This is a genomic window from Limnohabitans sp. 15K, from assembly GCF_002778285.1.
Lineage (GTDB): Bacteria > Pseudomonadota > Gammaproteobacteria > Burkholderiales > Burkholderiaceae_C > Limnohabitans_A.
Genome location: NZ_NESM01000001.1, coordinates 876546 through 893381 on the forward strand (window position 1 = coordinate 876546; position 16836 = coordinate 893381).

Annotated in this window: 16 protein-coding genes; 6 read left to right on the top strand and 10 right to left on the bottom strand. The window is 62.3% G+C overall.

The genetic code is table 11. From position 1 onward, the window contains the following. Positions 1 to 12: 12 nt before the first annotated feature. Positions 13 to 711, bottom strand: coding sequence for a lipoprotein-releasing ABC transporter ATP-binding protein LolD (lolD, locus tag B9Z40_RS04125; RefSeq protein ID WP_100172019.1), 699 nt, complete (start codon positions 709 to 711; stop codon positions 13 to 15). Next, positions 704 to 1972, bottom strand: a complete 1269-nt coding sequence (locus B9Z40_RS04130; RefSeq protein ID WP_100172020.1) for a lipoprotein-releasing ABC transporter permease subunit — start codon at positions 1970 to 1972, stop codon at positions 704 to 706. Before B9Z40_RS04130 ends, lolD begins: the two co-directional genes overlap by 8 nt. A 90-nt stretch (positions 1973 to 2062) precedes the next feature. On the opposite strand from B9Z40_RS04130, the gene nhaA reads away from it, so the two are divergent. Together nhaA and B9Z40_RS04140 are read left to right on the top strand one after the other, a co-directional pair. After that, on the top strand, positions 2063 to 3274 hold the full coding sequence (nhaA, locus tag B9Z40_RS04135; RefSeq protein ID WP_100172021.1) for a Na+/H+ antiporter NhaA: 1212 nt from the start codon (positions 2063 to 2065) through the stop codon (positions 3272 to 3274). Between the two features lie 112 nt (positions 3275 to 3386). Beyond that, positions 3387 to 4229, top strand: coding sequence for a phosphatase PAP2 family protein (locus tag B9Z40_RS04140; RefSeq protein WP_233204777.1), 843 nt, complete (start codon positions 3387 to 3389; stop codon positions 4227 to 4229). Between the two features lie 55 nt (positions 4230 to 4284). On the opposite strand, the gene B9Z40_RS04145 is transcribed toward B9Z40_RS04140, so the two are convergent. From B9Z40_RS04145 to B9Z40_RS04155, 3 genes are read right to left on the bottom strand one after another with little or no spacing between them, the layout of a single operon-like run. Continuing rightward, positions 4285 to 5568: an O-acetylhomoserine aminocarboxypropyltransferase/cysteine synthase family protein gene (locus tag B9Z40_RS04145; protein ID WP_100172023.1), complete on the bottom strand. Its 1284-nt coding sequence runs from the start codon at positions 5566 to 5568 to the stop codon at positions 4285 to 4287. A 60-nt stretch (positions 5569 to 5628) separates the two neighbouring features. Next, on the bottom strand, positions 5629 to 6096 hold the full coding sequence (locus B9Z40_RS04150; protein WP_100172024.1) for a CoA-binding protein: 468 nt from the start codon (positions 6094 to 6096) through the stop codon (positions 5629 to 5631). An 18-nt stretch (positions 6097 to 6114) separates the two neighbouring features. After that, entirely contained in the window at positions 6115 to 7299 is a 1185-nt protein-coding gene (locus tag B9Z40_RS04155; protein WP_158238054.1) for an MFS transporter, read from the bottom strand. Positions 7300 to 7430: 131 nt separating this feature from the next. Between B9Z40_RS04155 and B9Z40_RS04160 the strand changes: the two genes are divergently transcribed. The 3 genes from B9Z40_RS04160 to recJ are packed head-to-tail and all read left to right on the top strand — an operon-like array spanning position 7431 to position 10892. Further along, positions 7431 to 8138, top strand: coding sequence for a DUF2076 family protein (locus B9Z40_RS04160; protein WP_100172026.1), 708 nt, complete (start codon positions 7431 to 7433; stop codon positions 8136 to 8138). Between the two features lie 56 nt (positions 8139 to 8194). Continuing rightward, positions 8195 to 9163, top strand: coding sequence for a hypothetical protein (locus B9Z40_RS04165; protein ID WP_100172902.1), 969 nt, complete (start codon positions 8195 to 8197; stop codon positions 9161 to 9163). 19 nt (positions 9164 to 9182) lie between these two features. After that, the gene (gene recJ / locus B9Z40_RS04170) at positions 9183 to 10892 is read left to right on the top strand and encodes a single-stranded-DNA-specific exonuclease RecJ (protein ID WP_100172027.1); all 1710 of its coding nucleotides are present in this window, start codon (positions 9183 to 9185) and stop codon (positions 10890 to 10892) included. 12 nt (positions 10893 to 10904) lie between these two features. Here recJ and coaD read toward each other — a convergent pair whose 3' ends face one another. The 5 genes from coaD to B9Z40_RS04195 form a co-directional block, all read right to left on the bottom strand. Further along, a complete protein-coding gene (coaD, locus tag B9Z40_RS04175; protein ID WP_100172028.1) occupies positions 10905 to 11411 on the bottom strand; it encodes a pantetheine-phosphate adenylyltransferase in 507 nt (168 codons plus the stop codon). Beyond that, positions 11408 to 12145: a 16S rRNA (guanine(966)-N(2))-methyltransferase RsmD gene (gene rsmD / locus B9Z40_RS04180; RefSeq protein ID WP_100172029.1), complete on the bottom strand. Its 738-nt coding sequence runs from the start codon at positions 12143 to 12145 to the stop codon at positions 11408 to 11410. The genes coaD and rsmD overlap by 4 nt, the downstream gene beginning before the upstream one ends. 147 nt (positions 12146 to 12292) lie before the next feature. Further along, complete coding sequence (locus B9Z40_RS04185) at positions 12293 to 12607, bottom strand: hypothetical protein (protein WP_100172030.1); 315 nt, start codon at positions 12605 to 12607, stop codon at positions 12293 to 12295. 187 nt (positions 12608 to 12794) lie between these two features. Continuing rightward, entirely contained in the window at positions 12795 to 14192 is a 1398-nt protein-coding gene (locus B9Z40_RS04190; RefSeq protein WP_100172031.1) for a pitrilysin family protein, read from the bottom strand. Between the two features lie 14 nt (positions 14193 to 14206). Further along, positions 14207 to 15655, bottom strand: a complete 1449-nt coding sequence (locus tag B9Z40_RS04195; RefSeq protein WP_100172032.1) for a pitrilysin family protein — start codon at positions 15653 to 15655, stop codon at positions 14207 to 14209. A 28-nt stretch (positions 15656 to 15683) separates the two neighbouring features. Between B9Z40_RS04195 and ftsY the strand changes: the two genes are divergently transcribed. Beyond that, positions 15684 to 16721, top strand: a complete 1038-nt coding sequence (gene ftsY, locus B9Z40_RS04200) for a signal recognition particle-docking protein FtsY (protein WP_100172903.1) — start codon at positions 15684 to 15686, stop codon at positions 16719 to 16721. Positions 16722 to 16836 lie beyond the last annotated feature (115 nt).

Here is a 16836-nt window from a genome sequence, read left to right on the forward strand (position 1 = left end):
GGCTTGAGAAATTCAAACCGGCGCTTGCAGCACACCCTTGACCAAATGCAGCTGCCGGTCGCAACGCGCGGCTAAGGCTTGGTCGTGTGTGACCACCACAAAGGCGGTCCCGCGTTCACGGGCCAGCTGCAGCATCAGCGCAAACACACCGTCAGCCGTTTCGCGGTCCAGGTTGCCCGTGGGCTCGTCGGCCAGCACACAGGCCGGGTCGTTCACCAAGGCGCGGGCCAGGGCCACACGCTGGCGCTCGCCGCCGGACAACTCCGCTGGCCTGTGGTGCACGCGCTCACCCAAGCCCACGCGCTGCAACCAGCCCGTGGCCACAGCGGCGGCTTCGGCACGGTCTTGACGTCGAATCCACAGTGGCATGGCCACGTTGTCCAAGGCGCTGAACTCGGGCAGCAAGTGGTGGAACTGGTACACAAAGCCCAAATAGCGGTTGCGCCACTGGCCTTGTTCGGCCGCGCTCAAGGCCGACAGCAGTTGGCTCTTCAATTGCACCGAGCCTTGCGTAGGTGCGTCCAGCCCGCCCAACAAATGCAGCAAGGTGCTTTTGCCCGAGCCGGAAGCACCCACAATGGCCAAGGTCTCCCCGGCGTTCACTTGCAGGTCCACGCCTTGCAGCACGGTCACGTCCAAGCGCCCCTCGGTGAAGCGCTTGGTCAGGCCTTGGGCCTGCAGCACAGTGCCCACGTTTTTCGTGTCATTCATAACGCAGCGCCTCCGCCGGGTTGACCTGGCTGGCACGCCAGCTGGGGTAAAGCGTGGCCACAAAAGCCAGCACCAGAGAGATGATGGCCACGGGCCAGATGTCGCTGGCCAGCGGCTCGCTGGGCATGCGGCTGATCAGGTAAATGTCTCGCGGCAAGAAGCTGGCGTTGAACAGTTTTTCCAGCGCGGGCACGATCACATCGATGTTGAACGCCACCAACAGGCCCAACAGCAAGCCGCTCATCGTGCCAATCACACCCACCGTGGCGCCTTGCACCACAAAAATGCCCATGATGCTGCGCGGGCTGGCCCCCAGCGTGCGCAAGATGGCGATGTCGGCGCGTTTGTCGGTCACCGTCATCACCAAGGTGCTGACCAAGTTGAAAGCCGCCACCGCCACGATGAGGGTGAGGATGATGAACATCATGCGTTTTTCGACCTGCACAGCGGCAAACCAGGTCTTGTTTTGCTGGGTCCAGTCGCGCACGAAGAATTGCGGGCCCAGTTCCAATTGCAGGTCACGCGCCACATCCCGCGCCTGGTGCAAATCGCGCAATTTGAGGCGCACGCCGCTGGGGCCATCGAGCCGGAACATGCGGGCCGCGTCATCGACGTGCATCAGCGCCAGCGCCGAGTCGTATTCATAGTGGCCCGACGAGAACGTGCCCACCACACCCATTTGCTTCATGCGCGGCACCACGCCCGCTGGAGTGACTTGGCCCGACGGCGACACCAAGGTCACAGGGTCACCGCTTTGCAGACCCAGGTTGTAGGCCAGGTCACGGCCCAGCACCAAACTGAACTCACCCGGCTTGAGCCCCTTCAAGGCCCCCGCTTGGGTGTCGCTCGAGAGGTCACTGACTTCAGGCTCCAGCGCCGGGTCGATGCCACGCACCAGCACGCCCTTCATGTCCTCGCCCCGCGCCAGCAAAGCCTGCGCGGTGATGAAGGGCGCTGCGCCCAACACCTGCGGGTGCGCCTTCAGGCGGGCCAATAAGGCAGGCAAATCGGCCACAGCCGCGCCATCGGCGGCATAGACCTCAATGTGCGAGACCACACCGAGCATGCGGTCACGCACCTCTTTTTGGAAGCCATTCATCACGCTCAGCACAATGATGAGGGCCGCCACGCCCAGGCCAATGCCCATAATGGACACCCCTGAAATGAAAGAAATGAAGCCGTTTCGCCGGGTGGCGCGGCCTGCACGGGTGTAGCGCCAGCCCAGCACCAACTCGTAAGGGATGTTTTTGAAAAAAGACATAGGTCGCTATTGTGCAGTGCAGACCCCACAAGGCCCCACAGGGGCACCGTGAAATAAGTACCCACGGCTCGAGTTGTCGACAATCACCCCATGAAGACCCCTCATCCATCGGCTGTCGTGCGTTTCTTTGGCAAAGAGTCGACCCCAGGCATCGTCTTGGCTTTGGCCGCCTTAGCGGCTTTGCTGATCAGCAATTCGCCTTGGGGCGCCGGCTACCAGTCCTTTTTGAACACCCCCGGCCAAGTGGTCATTGGCGAGCAGGCCTTGGTGCTGTCCAAGCCTCTGGTTTTGTGGGTCAATGACCTTTGGATGGCGGTCTTCTTCTTTTTGGTGGGGCTGGAGATCAAACGGGAGTTCCTGGAAGGCGAGCTGTCTGGGCCAGGCCAGCTTTTGCTGCCCGCTGTGGCGGCACTGGGGGGCATGCTCATGCCCGCACTGATTTACACCGCCATCAACTGGGGTGACGGCACGGCCTTGCGCGGCTGGGCCATTCCGACAGCGACCGACATTGCCTTTGCTTTGGGCATCGTCGCTTTGCTGGGTTCTCGGGTGCCCTTGTCGCTCAAGGTGTTTTTGACCGCAGTGGCCATCATCGATGACCTGGGGGCGATTGTCGTGATCGCCTTGTTTTACACAGCCAACTTGTCTTGGCCCATGCTGGCAGGCGCACTGTTGTCCGGCTTGGTGCTCTTCGTGCTGAACCGAATGCGCATCACCCGGGTCGATGTTTACATCGTGGTGGGACTGCTGATGTGGGTGTTCGTGCTCAAGTCCGGGGTCCACGCCACCCTGGCAGGGGTCATCACAGCGCTGGCCATCCCCATGCGCGATCCGCTTCGCCAATCGCCCCTGGAAAACATCGAGCACGGCTTGCACCCCTGGGTGGCCTTTGGCGTCTTGCCCATGTTTGCTTTCACCAATGCGGGCGTGGTGCTGAACGGGGTCAGCTTCAGCACCTTGATGTCACCTGTGCCACTGGGCATCGGCCTCGGTCTGATTGCGGGCAAGGCCATCGGGGTGTTTGGTGCGGCACTCCTGATGGTCCGCAGCGGCCTGGCCCAAGCGCCAGCCAATTCAACAACGTTGCAACTTTTGGGCGTGAGCGTTTTGTGTGGCATCGGTTTCACCATGAGTTTGTTCATTGGGGGCTTGGCCTTTGCAGGTCTCGGTCCTCAGTTTGAACTTCAGCTCAAACTGGGGGTGTTGGGTGGCTCGATGGTTGCGGGCTTGCTGGGCACTTTGGTGCTGTGGATGGCCGCGTTTCTCCCTTTCCATAAAATCAACAGGCAAGAAAAGGCATAGTGCTTCCACTTAAAAAGTCACTGCGGTGACGATTTCAAAAGCCGCTGCGGTCTGAAATGCCGAGGAACCCAAGACCCAACGGGTCACAAAGCACAAACAAGGAGACACTCCCGTGATCAATCGACCCATGCCCCTGAGCGCACTGGCCGCTGCAGCCCTGCTCAGCGCCTGCCAAATCGCCCCGGTCAAAACCGCCGTGCCCCCGACCTCGCCTGAAGTGGTGGGGGAATTTCGCAAGGGCACGGGCTACTTGAACGGCTACATCGACCGCAAGGAACTGCCCGACAGCCTGGCACTGGTCCCGCCACCGCCAGCTACCGGCTCGGCCCGCCATGCGGCCGATCTGCAGCAGCACCAGCAAACCCGCGCCCTGCGCAACACACCCCGCTGGGAATACGCTTTGAAGGACGTGAACCTGAAGTTCCCAGAAGCGGCCGGGGTGTTCTCGTGCGCGCTGGACATGCCCATCTCGCAAGAAGCCACGCCCCACCTGAACATGCTGCTGCGCCGCAGTCTGATGGATGCCGGTTTTGCCACCTACAAAGCCAAAGACCACTACAACCGCAAGCGCCCTTTTGCGGAGCTGGGTGAAACCACCTGTTCGCCCAAGGAAGAAGCGCACCTGTCCAAAGATGGTGCCTACCCCTCAGGGCACGCCGCTCTGGGATGGGCTTGGGGCTTGATCTTGGCGGGCCTGGCCCCCGACAAAGCCAATGCCTTGCTGCAGCGCGGCCACGCCTTCGGCGACAGCCGCATGGTGTGCGGCGTGCACTGGCAAAGTGACGTGGAAGCCGGACGCACAGTGGGGGCTGCTGCTGTGGCCCGCTTGCAGGCCGACCCCGTGTTCCAAGCGCAAGCCCAACTGGCCAAAGCCGAGATTACGGCCGCCCGAGCCAAAGGCCTGAAGTCAGACCGTCAAGATTGCACCGCCGAAGCTGCGGCCTTGAAGCGCTGAAAGACAAGGCCTGCGATTTTTCGCAGGCCAGCTGCTTCAGCCCCGACACGGGCTTTCAGCGGCTGGCCTTGTCCAGCGCCTGGTCGATGTCCCACAGGATGTCGTCCAGATTCTCCAAACCTACCGAGATGCGCACCATGTCGGGCGGCACGCCCGCAGCCAGTTGCTGGGCCTCGTCGAGCTGGCGGTGCGTGGTGCTGGCCGGGTGGCTGATCAGGGTGCGGGTGTCGCCGATGTTGACCAGGTGGCTCATGAACTGGGCGGACTCGATGAAGGTCACGCCCTGGGCCAAACCGCCTTTGACGCCGAACGACAGCAAGCCTGAAGCACCGCGCATCTGGCGCTGCATCAGGGTGTGCTGGGGGTGGTCGGGCAAACCGGGGTAGTTGACCCAGGCCACGCGCGGATCGGCCTGCAAAAATTTGGCCACCCCCAGTGCGTTGTCGCAGTGCTTGCTCATGCGCAGCGGCAGGGTTTCGACGCCCTGCAGAATTTGCCAAGCGCTCATAGGGCTGAGTGATGCGCCAAACACCCGCAGACTTTCCATGCGGCAGCGCATGGCAAAGCCAAAGTCGCCAAAGGTCTCGTAAAACTTCACGCCGTGGTAGCCCTGTGAGGGCTCGGTCATGCCGGGGAACTTGCCGTTGTCCCAAGGAAATTTGCCACCCTCGACCACCACGCCACCCAAAGTGGTGCCGTGGCCCGCCAGGTATTTGGTGGCCGAATGCACCACGATGTCGGCCCCCAGCGCCAGCGGGTTGCACAGCAGCGGGCTGGGCACGGTGTTGTCGATGATGAGCGGCACGCCGTGTGCGTGGGCCACCTCGGCCACGGCGGCAATGTCCAGCACCACCATGCTCGGGTTGCCCAAGCTCTCGGCATACACGGCCCGGGTGTTGGGGCGCATGGCAGCGGCAAAGGCCTCGGGCTTGGTTGCGTCCACAAAGGTGGTTTCGATGCCGAACTTGGCCAAGCTCACTGCCAACAGCGTGACAGAGCCGCCGTACAAAGCCCCGGCCGCCACCACATGGTCGCCCGATTGCAGGATGGTCATCAGCGCCATGGTCTCGGCCGCCATGCCCGAGGCACTGGCCACGGCGGCACGTCCGCCTTCGAGCGCGGCCACACGCTCTTCGAGCACCGCCACCGTGGGGTTGCTCAAGCGCGAATACACATTGCCAAAGGTCTGCAGGTTGAACAGCGACGCTGCGTGCTCAGCGCTGTCAAACACAAAGCTGCTGGTTTGGTAGATGGGCAGTGCGCGTGAGCCCGTGGCAGCATCGGGAATTTGCCCGGCGTGGATGGCCAGGGTTTCGGGGTGGAATTGGCGGTCGGTCATGGTGTTCGGGGCTGAAAAGTGAAGGGGCGATGCATAAGCGGGTGTCTCAGCCGCGGGGCCTCAGACCATGCGGCGCGCCGAGATGATGCCGGTGTTCACGCCCACCCAATTCAGGCCACCAAACAACCGGGCGTGTTCGATCTTGACGCAGCGGTTGCTCACCGAATCCAAACCCGCCTGCCGGGCCAGGGCGTCGGCCTCGGGGTTGGCCACCCCGAGCTGCTGCCACAGGCAGCGTGCGCCAATCTGCAGCGCTTGGTCGGCAATCGGCAACACGTCTTCGCTGCGGCGAAACACATCCACCATGTCCACCTTGAAAGGGATGTCGTTCAGGCTGGCGTAACAGGTTTCACCGAGGATCTCGCCGCCCGCATAACGCGGGTTGACCGGCACGATCTTGAAACCGTGCGACTGCATGTACTTGCCCGCGAAATAGCTGGGCCGGTGCCATTCGGCCGACAGGCCCACCACAGCGATGGTGGGGCAACTTTTGAGGATGCGCCGCAGCGCGTGCAAATCGTTGTGCATGGAATCCTTCTTTTTTGCTTAAAACCTGGCATGCCCACTGCGCTGCATCTGCCGCGACGCCCATGTGGCGCTCAGCGACAGCAAGCCACACACGGCCATCACGCCAAAATAGTGCCCGCTCCAGTCAAATGCCGCACCGGCAAGGACGGGACCCAACAAATTGCCCAAAGCCGCGCCACTGTAAAGCGTGCCCACCACGCTGGCCACCGACCGACCGCCAAAGTAATCCATGCAGATGGCAGGCAAAAGCGAGACGATGCTGCCGTAGCTCAGGCCAAACCACAGCGCAAAAACCACCAGCAGCCCCTCCCCGCCTGCACTGCCCCACAGCACATAAGACGCACCCATGGACAACTGCATCAGCACCAGCGTCTGCGCCCGCCCCAAACGGTCGGCCATCAGGCCAATCGCAAAACGCCCGGTCAAACTGCCCACGCCAATCAAGCCCACCAGTCCGACGGCAAAAGCTTCGCCCAGCCCCAGATCACGCGCCGAGGCCGACACATGGGCAAACGGGATGAACATCACAGGCGAGGCCAGCACGGTGGCCAGGTAAAGCCAGCGGAAGGTGGGGGTTCGCAGGGTCTCGCGCAAAGTCAGGCCGGAAGCTGCACCTGCTGCACCCGGGGCGTTGACAGCAGGTGCGCGCCGCAGCAAAGCCGCCGCCAACAAGCCCAGCACCAAGACGCCGAGCGCCAACATCCGCATCGCCTCGCGCCAGGGCATGGGGCCAATCGCCATGGCCAAGAGCACGGGCACCAGCAAAGTGCCCGCGCCCACGCCCGAACTGGCGATGCCCCCAGCCAGCCCTCGCCGGGTGGTGAACCAAGGCTGCACGCTGGCAATGGATGGTGTGTAAACCAAGGCAATGCCCAGCCCCACCAGCAAGCCGTAGCTCAGATACACCGCCAGCAAGGACGTGGCCCAACTGGAGGCCAGCAGGCCTAGAGAAATGAGAGCCATGCCCGCCGAGCAGACGATGCGGGGGCCAAAGCGGTCGGCCAGCATGCCGCCACCCGCACCCAACACAAAATAGACAAAGCCCGAGAGTCCAAAAATCCAGGACACCTCGGCACGCTGCGCCGAAAAGTCGGCTGCAAACGATTCGAAAAATGCCGCAAACGAATACGACACCCCAAAAATCAGCGCCAGGCACACAAACGTGGCCCACACCACCACCCAGGCATAGGGGGTTTCTTTCATCTTGGCTCCGGTTCTTTTTGTATTGACTTGGATTGTGCCTTTGAAGCCAGAGACCTTGATCGGTTTGTTGGTGTGCGTTTGTCCATAATGACCCATCCAACGACAGATCCCATGCCTGAAAGGCTCCCCAGATGAACGCCACCGAACTTGACCAGCTGCAGCAGTTTTTGAATGCTTTGCGTCAAACCCGTGCAGACCCCAAAGACCCCACGGCTGATCTCCTCATCAGCGAAGCGGTCAAGGCGCAAGCTGACGCCCCTTATCTGCTGGTGCAACGGGCCATGGGTTTGGGCTTTGCGTTGGATGCGGCGCAAACGCGAATGGCCCAACTGGAGGCGCAATGCGCTGCGCAATTGAAAGAGTTGGCCCAATTGAAAACGGGCCAGGCGACTCCGCCATCCGCTCAGGCCTCCAATGGATCCTGGATGTCGGGCACCCAAGCTTGGGGCCGTGGGGCAGAAACGCCAGTTCAAGCCTTGTCATCCCCCGGCACAAGCAACGTCAACGCGGCCAATATGACCCCGAGCTCATCTGTGGCCTCACGCCCCGCAGCCGTGCCTGCGCAGGCTCCTGCCAGTGCTTGGGGTGGCGGCATGATGGCCCAAATGGCCACCACTGCAGCGGGCGTTGTGGCGGGTGGTTTGTTGTTTCAGGGGGTGCAAAACCTGATGGGACACCACAACTCTTCACAGACCTCCCCCGGCTCATCCCCTGCAAACGCCTCCGCATCGCCATTGGGCCATGCACAGGAAGAGGCCTTGCCCGGTTTGGTCTCGCCCCAAGCGGCGGCAGACGATGCAGGTGACAGCTTTGATGACGCTGGGGAAGACTGGGCTTGAGCGAAAGCCCCAGCTGGCGCACCAAGCCATTGGGAGGGCCTGCGACAATCTGGCCCATGCACTTGATCATTCCCTTCGCTGCCAGCCATGCCCTCCACGACCCCGAAGTCTGGGCGGGTTTGCAACTGCCGAATTTGCAAGCCTTGCTGGGCCTGATGCAGCACCAAAAAGTGCTGCAAGACCCTGAAACAACGCCCTTTCACCTGCCCCACGAACGTCTGCAAGCGCGGGCCTTGAGCTGGCCTTCTGAGGTCACCACCCTGCCCTGGGCCGCTTGGCACCAAGCCCAACAAGGCCAGCCCAGCGCTGAACCCCAAGCTTGGATGACACCCTGCCACTGGCAAATCGGCATGGACCAGGTGGTGATGGCCGACCCGGCACACTTGCACCTGTCGGACGAAGAATCGCAGCAACTGCTGCAGGCCATGCAACCGTTTTTGCAAGAGGACGGACTGCACGTCACTTGGCACAGTGCCTTGATGTGGCACGCCCAAGGGGCGATGCTGGCCGATCTGCCCACCGCCTCGCTCGACCGGGTCATCGGCCAAAACGTCAAAGACTGGCTGCCAGACCACCCCGCTGCACGGCCACTGCAACGCCTGCAAAGCGAGATGCAGATGCTGCTTTACAACCACCCGGTGAACGACGCCCGAGATGCCCGGAGGCAGCACACCGTGAACGCTTTTTGGCTGCACGGTGCGGGCGCGCTGCCTTTTAACGCGGCAGTTAACGCGGCAGTTACCGCAGCAGTTAATGCGCCGTTGACGGTGTCCACGGCCTTGCGTTCGAGCGCCCTGCATGGCCATGCACAAGCTTGGCAACAAGCTTGGCATCAACTCGACGCCAGCGCTGTGGCCGACTTGCTGCAACACGTCAAAAGCACCGGTAAAGGTACGCTCAGCTTGTGCAGCGAACACACAGCTCACACCTACACGCCCGCAACACCTGCATGGCACCAGCGGATCACCCGCCTGTTTCAAAAAAACTCACCTGCAGTGGCACTTCAAGCCCTCATCACCTCCTGAACACCCCCTGAATCACGCCATGAATTTGCTCACCCGAGATGTGCCTCCCCGCAGTGCCTGGGCGCTGGAACAAGCGGGCATCCACCCGCTGCTGGCCCGCCTGTACGCCGCACGCGGCGTGCAATCCAAAGACGAACTCGACGACGCGCTGAACCTGCTGCTGCCCCCGGCGGGCATGTTGGGCACCCACGAGGCCGCCAAGTTGCTGGCCGACGCCATGGCGCAGAACAAGCGCCTGTGCATCGTGGCCGATTACGACTGCGACGGCGCGACCGCCTGCGCTGTAGGCGTGCGGGGCCTGCGCATGCTGGGCGCACACAACGTGAGCTACCTGGTGCCCGACCGGGTGGTCGACGGCTACGGCCTGACGCCGCCCATTGCCGAGCGCGTGCACGCACAAGGGGCCGATGTACTGATCACCGTGGACAACGGCATCGCCAGCGTGGCGGGCGTGCAAGCGGCGCAAGCCCTGGGTTTACAGGTGCTGGTGACCGACCACCATTTGCCGGGCAGCGAATTGCCCACAGCCGAAGTCATCGTCAACCCCAACCAGCCCGGCTGCAGCTTCACCAGCAAGTCCATCGCGGGTGTGGGCGTGATGTTTTATGTGCTGCTGGCCCTGCGCGCCGAGCTGCGACAGCGCGGTGTGTTTGACGCGAGCAACCAGCCGCGCCTAGACGCCCTTCTGCCCCTGGTGGCTTTGGGCACCGTGGCCGACGTGGTCAAGTTGGATGCCAACAACCGCCGACTGGTGGCCCAAGGCCTGCGCCGTGTTCGCGCAGGCGCCCTGCCCCCGGGCATGTCGGCGTTGATGCGAGCCGCCAGCCGCGAAACCGCCAAAGCCACCACTTTTGACTTTGGTTTTGCCTTAGGGCCGCGCATCAATGCCGCAGGCCGCTTGGCCGACATGACACTCGGCATTGAGTGCCTGCTGACCGACGACGCCGGCCGCGCCGACGAGCTGGCCAAGCAGCTGGACGCGATCAACCGCGAACGCCGCGTGATCGAAGGCGACATGCGCGAGATGGCGATGGAGATGGCCGAGTCCTTGTTTGACGAAGGCGACGAGCCACCGCCCGCCATTTGTGTGTTCGACCCGGATTTTCACGAAGGCGTGGTGGGCATCGTGGCCTCGCGCATCAAGGACAAGCTGCACCGCCCCACCTTTGTGTTTGCGGCCAGCAGCGCCCCGGGCAAAGAGCACGAACTCAAAGGTTCAGGCCGCTCGATTGCAGGTTTTCATTTGCGCGACGCGTTGGATTTGGTGGCCAAACGCGCCCCGGGCGTGCTGCTGCGCTTTGGCGGCCACGCCATGGCGGCGGGTTGCACGATTGCCGAAGAGCACCTCGATGTGTTTGAAGAAACCCTGAACCAAGTGGCCATGGAATGGCTGGACGCCGCCACGCTGCAACGCCGACTGGAAACCGATGGACCACTCCCCGCCGAATACCGTCGGGTGGACCTGGTGGACATGCTGCACCACGAGGTCTGGGGCCAGGGCTTTGCGCCACCCGTGTTTTGTGAAGAGATCGAAATCGTGTCCCAGCGCCTAGTGGGTGAAAAACACTTGTCCCTCAAGATGAAGCACCAGGGTCAGCCGGTGGACGGCATCTGGTTTGGCCGCACCGAGCCTTTGCCTTCGAAGGTGAAACTGGCTTACCGCTTGGATGCCGACGAGTGGCAAGGCCAAAAGCGTGTGCGCTTTTTGGTGGAAGGCGCGGAGCTTTAAGCCCCTGCGGGCTCAGTGCTTGGTCGCTACCTTGGCCTGCAAGGCGTTGAGCACAGGGGTGGACACCAAGCCCGACACGTCGCCACCGAGCTTGGCGATTTCGCGCACCAAGGTGCTGCTGATGTGCTGCACATGTGCGCTGGTGTGCAAAAACACGGTGTCCAGCTCGGGGGCCAAATGGCGGTTCATGCCCGACATTTGCGTTTCGTAGTCGTAGTCGGTCACCGAGCGCAGGCCGCGCACGATCACCTGGGCATTCTGCGAACGCACAAACTCGACGATCAGGCCATCAAAGGGCATGGCTTTCACATTGGGACAATCCGCCAGCGCCGCTTGTGCCAAAGCCAGACGCTCTTCCAGGCTGAACATCGTGTTCTTGTGGTGCGCCCGGGCCACGGCAATGATGACCTGGTCAAACATCTGCGCGGCACGTCGGATGGCGTCCTCGTGGCCCAGCGTCAGCGGGTCAAAAGTGCCGGAATAAACAGCGGTCACAACAGGGTGGTCAGAGGGGCTCATGCTGCGTCTCCTTCATGGACAGGGGTGTTGTTGTCTGAAACCGCAGCGTCATCGGTGCCCAGTGGCTTGTACGAGGGCAAAGCGTCCAGACTGACACGCTGCAGCAAATGTGCGTGCACCGCACCTGCTTTGAGGTGGCGCTCGCATTGCAAGCCCAAAGCACCCAGCAGTTCGGGGGACCAGGCCACAGGGGCTTCCAGGTAAATCCAGCCGCCCACAGGCACGGCCCGGGCAGCTGCTTTCAGGGCGGGTTCAAACAACGGACCGTCAAATGGCGGGTCAAGAAAGACCAAATCCACACTGCCCAAAGGCACACGCAACAAGGCGGCCACGCCATCACCGCGCTGCACGCTGACCATGCCCGCTTTGAGGCGGGTGGCGTTGTCTTGCAAATCACGGACCAGCACAGCATCTTGCTCGACCATCAACACATGGGCTGCACCGCGTGAAGCGGCCTCCAGGCCCAAGACGCCCGTGCCCGCAAAAGCATCGACACAGCGCCAAGCACTCAGGTCTTGACCCAGCCAGTTGAAGAGCGTTTCGCGCACACGATCAGGCGTGGGGCGAAGGCCGGGTTTGTCGATGACTTTCAGCCGTGTGCGCCGCCACTGCCCCCCGATGATTCGGATCTCATGCGAAGACGGGCCTTTGGGCACCGGGTTTTTGGGCTTTTTAGATGCGGCGTGGCGGGCAGCGCTGTCTTTCGATGCGCGCTTGGAAGGGGATAAAGGCATAGGCTGCAAGTGTAAAGGCCATCGCGTTCAACGTTGTGCGAACGGGTCCAGCAAGATCAACACGCTGTTCACCACACCCACAAAAAAACCAGCATGACGCTGGTTTTTTTTAAAGCCTTGCGGCAGGCCAAGGCTGGATCGTTCAGCTCACTTCAGGGGAGAGACTTTGGCGTCCGCCTTGACTGCGGGGGCATGGCCTGTGGTCGCTGCTTTGGCTGCTTTCTTTTCTGCTTTGGCAACCTCTTTCTTCTCAGCTTTGACTTTTGCAGTGGGCTTTACATCGGCTTTCACGTCGGCTTTTGCTTCGGCTTTCACATCGGCCTTGACCTCCTTGGTTTCAACCTTGGCCGGAGCCGTCAATGCAGCGGGTTTCGTGGCCACAACAGGCGCAGCAGCAGGGGCTTGGGCAAATGCACCGGCAGCAAAAAAACCGGCAACGAGGGTAGCGAGAAGCTTGTTCATGAAAGATTTCCTTGATTCAGGTTTTCAGTCCAACACCTTGTTGAACTTACCTTTACAACGCGCCCTGTTGGCGGGTTGATGACTTCAATGAACGCTCAGTTGTAACGCCATGTGTATCAATGACGCCTTGCCAAGGCTGCGGTGAATTCGCACACGGTCTTGATCGCCAGAGCATGTGGGCTCGCCCTTAAGGGGCAGACGCCCCCACCACCACAGTGACCATGCGCTCAGGCTGCAACACCCGGCCCATGGCGCGTTGCACATCGGCCGCGCTGACGCGCTCGATTTGCCGCGTCCAGTGGCTCAGATAGTCCAGCGGCAAACGGTTCCAGGCGATGTTGGCCACGTTGTCCAGCAGCTTGCGGTTGCTGTCGATGCGCAGGGCAAAGCCGCCCACCAAGTTGGACTTGGCCGCTTGCAACTCGGCCTCGGTCGGTCCTTGGCGCACAAAGTCTTGCACCACCTCTTGGGCCACGGCCACGGCCTGTGTGGCCTGGTCAGGTCGGGTTTGCAGCCCCACCGTGAAGGCCCCGGCGTGCAGACCCGGGGCAAATGCACTGTAGACGCTGTAGCTCAGGCCCCGTTTTTCGCGCACCTGCTCGGTCAGGCGCGAGACAAAGCCTCCTCCTCCCAAAATGTGATTGCCCACCAGCAAGGCAAAAAAGTCGGGGTCGGTGCGTTTATAGCCGGGCTGGCCGATCAGCACATGGGCTTGGGCCGAGTCAAAGGGCAGGTTCAGGGTTTGCGCGGCAGCCAAAGGGGCCACTTCAGGCACGGGCGGCAAGCTGGGGCAGCCTGACTCGCGGGGCCACTGCGCCAGCAGGCGCTGCACCAAGTCGTCCGCCTGCGCCCGGGTCAAAGCGCCCACCACGCTCACTGTGGCGCGGCAAGCGCGCAGGGCCTGGGCGTGCAGGTTTTTCAGGTCTTGTGCGGCGATGCGCGAGAGGCTCTCGGGTGTGACTCGATAACCATAGGGGTGCACGCCATACACAGCCTCGGCAAAGCGGTGCTGGACCACGGTGCCGGGCTTGGTCAGCGATTCGCGGATCGACGCGTTGATGCGTTCGCGGTCGCGCAGCCACATGGCTTCGGGGAAAGCCGGGTGCGCCATTTGCCGAGCGGCCAAGGCGGCGGCTTTGCTCAAAAGATCGGGGTAACTCAGGCTGCGCAGGCCAAAACTCATGCGGTCTGAGCCTGCACTCGCGCCAAAACTCGCCCCCAGGTCGGCCCAAGCTTCACCGATCTGGTTTTCGTCCATGGCTTTTGGGTAAGGGCCTTGACCTTGGGGTTCAGCACGGGTGCCATTGGCCATTTGCCCGGTCATGACCGAAGCCAAGCCCGCCTGCGCCGCCGGGTCACGGCGGCTGCCTGCGTCGATGTCGATTTGCACATCGACCATGGGAATGGCGTGGCTCTCGACCAAATACACCCGCGCACCGCTGGGCTGGGTCCAGTGTTGAATGGGCAAGGACGCGTGCGCCCAACCTACCGCGCCCCAGCAGGCCAGCAGCAAAGCTGAACGCCGCAAAGCCCCTGCGGTCATGGACAAGGATGAAATCAAAAACATGGGGTGTGGGACTTTCATGGGATAAGCGCGGTTCAATGCCGGGCTCCCGGCGCAGCGCGGCGTGCACGGGGCTGGCCCGACAAAGGCTGGGGCAGCAAGGTGGCCACAGTGAGGCTGTCGTCACCAAAATACTTTTGCGCCACGGCCTGCACTTGGGCGGGCGTGACCTGTCGCAAGCGGGCAATCAATTGCGCGCCGTAATCGGGCGGCAAGCCCAGCGTCCAGGCCACACCCAGCTCGCGTGCTTGGTTAAAAACCGAATCGAGTTTGTAAATTTCGCTGGCCACCCATTGGGTTTTCACGCGCTGCAGCTCGGCCTCGTTCACGCCTTCGGTCGCCACGCGCTGCACCTGGGCCCGCAAAGCCGCTTCCAGCGCTTGTGGTGTTTGGCCTTTGGCGGGCACACCTTCCAGATAAAAGAACTGCGGCCCACGTCCCATGAGGCCGTTGTAAGCACCCGCGCTGTCGGCCAGGCGGTTCTCACCTTGGGTCAAGGCCCGGTCCAGACGCGCGCCGCTGTAACCGTCGAGCACAGCGGCCAGCACCGTCAGGGCCAGGGCATCGTCGTGCTCAGGCGAAGCCGCGAGGCTGGCCAAGCGCGGCACCTTGAAAGCCAGGGCGACATACGACTGCTCGGCCGGGGCCTTGAATTCGAAGCGGCGCAGGCCTTGTTGCGCGGGCTCGTCCCGGGGCTTGCGCTCAGGCACGGCGCGGGTCGGGATGATGCCGTAATACTTCTCGGCCAGTGCCTTGACTTGCAGCGGGTCCACATCGCCTGCGACCACCACCACCGCGTTGGCCGGGGTGTACCACTTGCGGTAGAAGTCGCGGGCGTCTTGCGCCGTCATGGCCTCCAGGTCGCTCATCCAGCCGACGATGGGGCGGCGATAAGGCGAGGCCGACAAAGCGGTGGCCGACAGCATTTCGTGCAACTGGGCGCGGGGGTTGTCGTCGGTGCGCAGGCGGCGCTCTTCCTTCACCACCTCCAGCTCTTTGGCAAATTCGGCATCGGGCCACTGGTTGTTGGCAAAGCGGTCCGACTCCAGACGCATCACGGCTTCGAGTTGGTTCGACGGAATCTGCTGATAGTAGCCGGTGTAATCCTTGGCGGTGAAGGCGTTTTCGCGCCCACCCAAAGCGGCCACGCGCCTGGAGAATTCCCCCACAGCCAAGGTGGGCGTGCCTTTGAACAGCATGTGCTCCAGCACATGGGCCACGCCGCTGGTGCCGTCCACCTCGTCCATGGAGCCCACGCGCAGCCACACCATGTGCACCGCTGTGGGGGCGCGGCGGTCGGGCTTGACCCACAGGCCCATGCCGTTGGCCAAAGTGAAGGTGTGCACCTGGGCCTCGCTGGACGCTGGGGTTTTGCCTGTGGCTTGTGCGTTGGCTGGGCCTTGCGGAGCCTGCGCGGTGGCATTGAAGCTGCTGGTCAAAAAGGCTGTTGCCAGCGAAAGTCCCAAGAGAAAGTTCGGTTTCATAGAATGCATGATCCTTGAAATCCACGCCATGTTCAGTTTCTTCAAAAAAAAATCCCCCGCCCCAGAGGTCCAATCCGCCGCCACACCTTTGGCTTCGCCCGAATTGCCCCCTGCAACAGGTGTTGTCGCTTCGGTGGCGTCCGCTGCGCCCATGCCCGAACCGGCCGCACGCCAAGGCTGGATGGACCGACTGAAAGCGGGCCTGCGCAAAACCGGCTCCAGCATCACCACCGTCTTCACCGGCACGCGCATCGACGACGAGCTCTATGAAGAGCTTGAAACCGCCCTGCTGGTGGCCGACACCGGGGTCAAAGCCACTGAGCATTTGTTGCAAGACCTCAAGCGCCGCGTCAAAGAAAGCAAGGCCACCGAGCCCGCACAGGTCAAAACCTTGCTGGCCGATGCCATCACCGACTTGCTGACGCCCCTGCAAAAGCCCCTAAGCATTGGCGACCACCACCCCACCGTGATCATGGTGGCGGGCGTGAACGGCGCAGGCAAAACCACCTCCATTGGCAAACTGACCAAGCACCTGGCCGACGAAGGCCTGAGTGTGCTGCTGGCCGCCGCCGATACCTTCCGCGCTGCGGCCAAAGAGCAACTGGCCGTTTGGGCCGACCGCAACACGGTCGAGATCGTCAGCCAACAAGGTGGCGACCCGGCCGCCGTCAGTTTTGACGCGGTCAGCGCGGGCCGCGCCCGGGGGCGCGACGTGGTGCTGGTGGACACAGCGGGCCGTTTGCCCACACAAACGCACTTGATGGAAGAGCTGAAAAAGATCAAACGCGTGGTGCAAAAGGCCGATGGCACCGCCCCGCATGAGGTGTTGCTGGTGATCGACGGCAATACCGGGCAGAACGCCTTGGCCCAAGTCAAAGCTTTTGACGACACGCTGGGCCTGACGGGCCTGATCGTGACCAAACTGGATGGCACCGCCAAGGGCGGGGTGCTGTGCGCCATTGCCCGTGAAAAACCGATCCCGGTGTATTTCATCGGGGTGGGCGAAAAACTGGAAGATCTCGAGACCTTCAATGCCCGCGAATTTGCACAAGCGCTGTTGAGCTGACAGGCCCTTTTCTTTCAACAGGGTTGTTCAGCGCACGGAAGCTTTCCAGAACGGCTTCTAAGATGGGTCCATCCGAGGGAAAACCCTGATTTTTATTCAGGAACACCCCGGGTTT

What these genes read in the sequence shown, in the direction of transcription:
- lolD (WP_100172019.1), bottom strand. Translation starts at nt 711, where the DNA reads ATGAATGACACGAAAAACGTGGGCACTGTGCTGCAGGCCCAAGGCCTG.
- B9Z40_RS04130 (WP_100172020.1), bottom strand. Translation starts at nt 1,972, where the DNA reads ATGTCTTTTTTCAAAAACATCCCTTACGAGTTGGTGCTGGGCTGGCGC.
- nhaA (WP_100172021.1), top strand. Translation starts at nt 2,063, where the DNA reads ATGAAGACCCCTCATCCATCGGCTGTCGTGCGTTTCTTTGGCAAAGAG.
- B9Z40_RS04145 (WP_100172023.1), bottom strand. Translation starts at nt 5,568, where the DNA reads ATGACCGACCGCCAATTCCACCCCGAAACCCTGGCCATCCACGCCGGG.
- B9Z40_RS04150 (WP_100172024.1), bottom strand. Translation starts at nt 6,096, where the DNA reads ATGCACAACGATTTGCACGCGCTGCGGCGCATCCTCAAAAGTTGCCCC.
- B9Z40_RS04155 (WP_158238054.1), bottom strand. Translation starts at nt 7,299, where the DNA reads ATGAAAGAAACCCCCTATGCCTGGGTGGTGGTGTGGGCCACGTTTGTG.
- B9Z40_RS04160 (WP_100172026.1), top strand. Translation starts at nt 7,431, where the DNA reads ATGAACGCCACCGAACTTGACCAGCTGCAGCAGTTTTTGAATGCTTTG.
- B9Z40_RS04165 (WP_100172902.1), top strand. Translation starts at nt 8,195, where the DNA reads ATGCACTTGATCATTCCCTTCGCTGCCAGCCATGCCCTCCACGACCCC.
- recJ (WP_100172027.1), top strand. Translation starts at nt 9,183, where the DNA reads ATGAATTTGCTCACCCGAGATGTGCCTCCCCGCAGTGCCTGGGCGCTG.
- coaD (WP_100172028.1), bottom strand. Translation starts at nt 11,411, where the DNA reads ATGAGCCCCTCTGACCACCCTGTTGTGACCGCTGTTTATTCCGGCACT.
- rsmD (WP_100172029.1), bottom strand. Translation starts at nt 12,145, where the DNA reads ATGCCTTTATCCCCTTCCAAGCGCGCATCGAAAGACAGCGCTGCCCGC.
- B9Z40_RS04185 (WP_100172030.1), bottom strand. Translation starts at nt 12,607, where the DNA reads ATGAACAAGCTTCTCGCTACCCTCGTTGCCGGTTTTTTTGCTGCCGGT.
- B9Z40_RS04190 (WP_100172031.1), bottom strand. Translation starts at nt 14,192, where the DNA reads ATGAAAGTCCCACACCCCATGTTTTTGATTTCATCCTTGTCCATGACC.
- B9Z40_RS04195 (WP_100172032.1), bottom strand. Translation starts at nt 15,655, where the DNA reads ATGAAACCGAACTTTCTCTTGGGACTTTCGCTGGCAACAGCCTTTTTG.
- ftsY (WP_100172903.1), top strand. Translation starts at nt 15,684, where the DNA reads ATGTTCAGTTTCTTCAAAAAAAAATCCCCCGCCCCAGAGGTCCAATCC.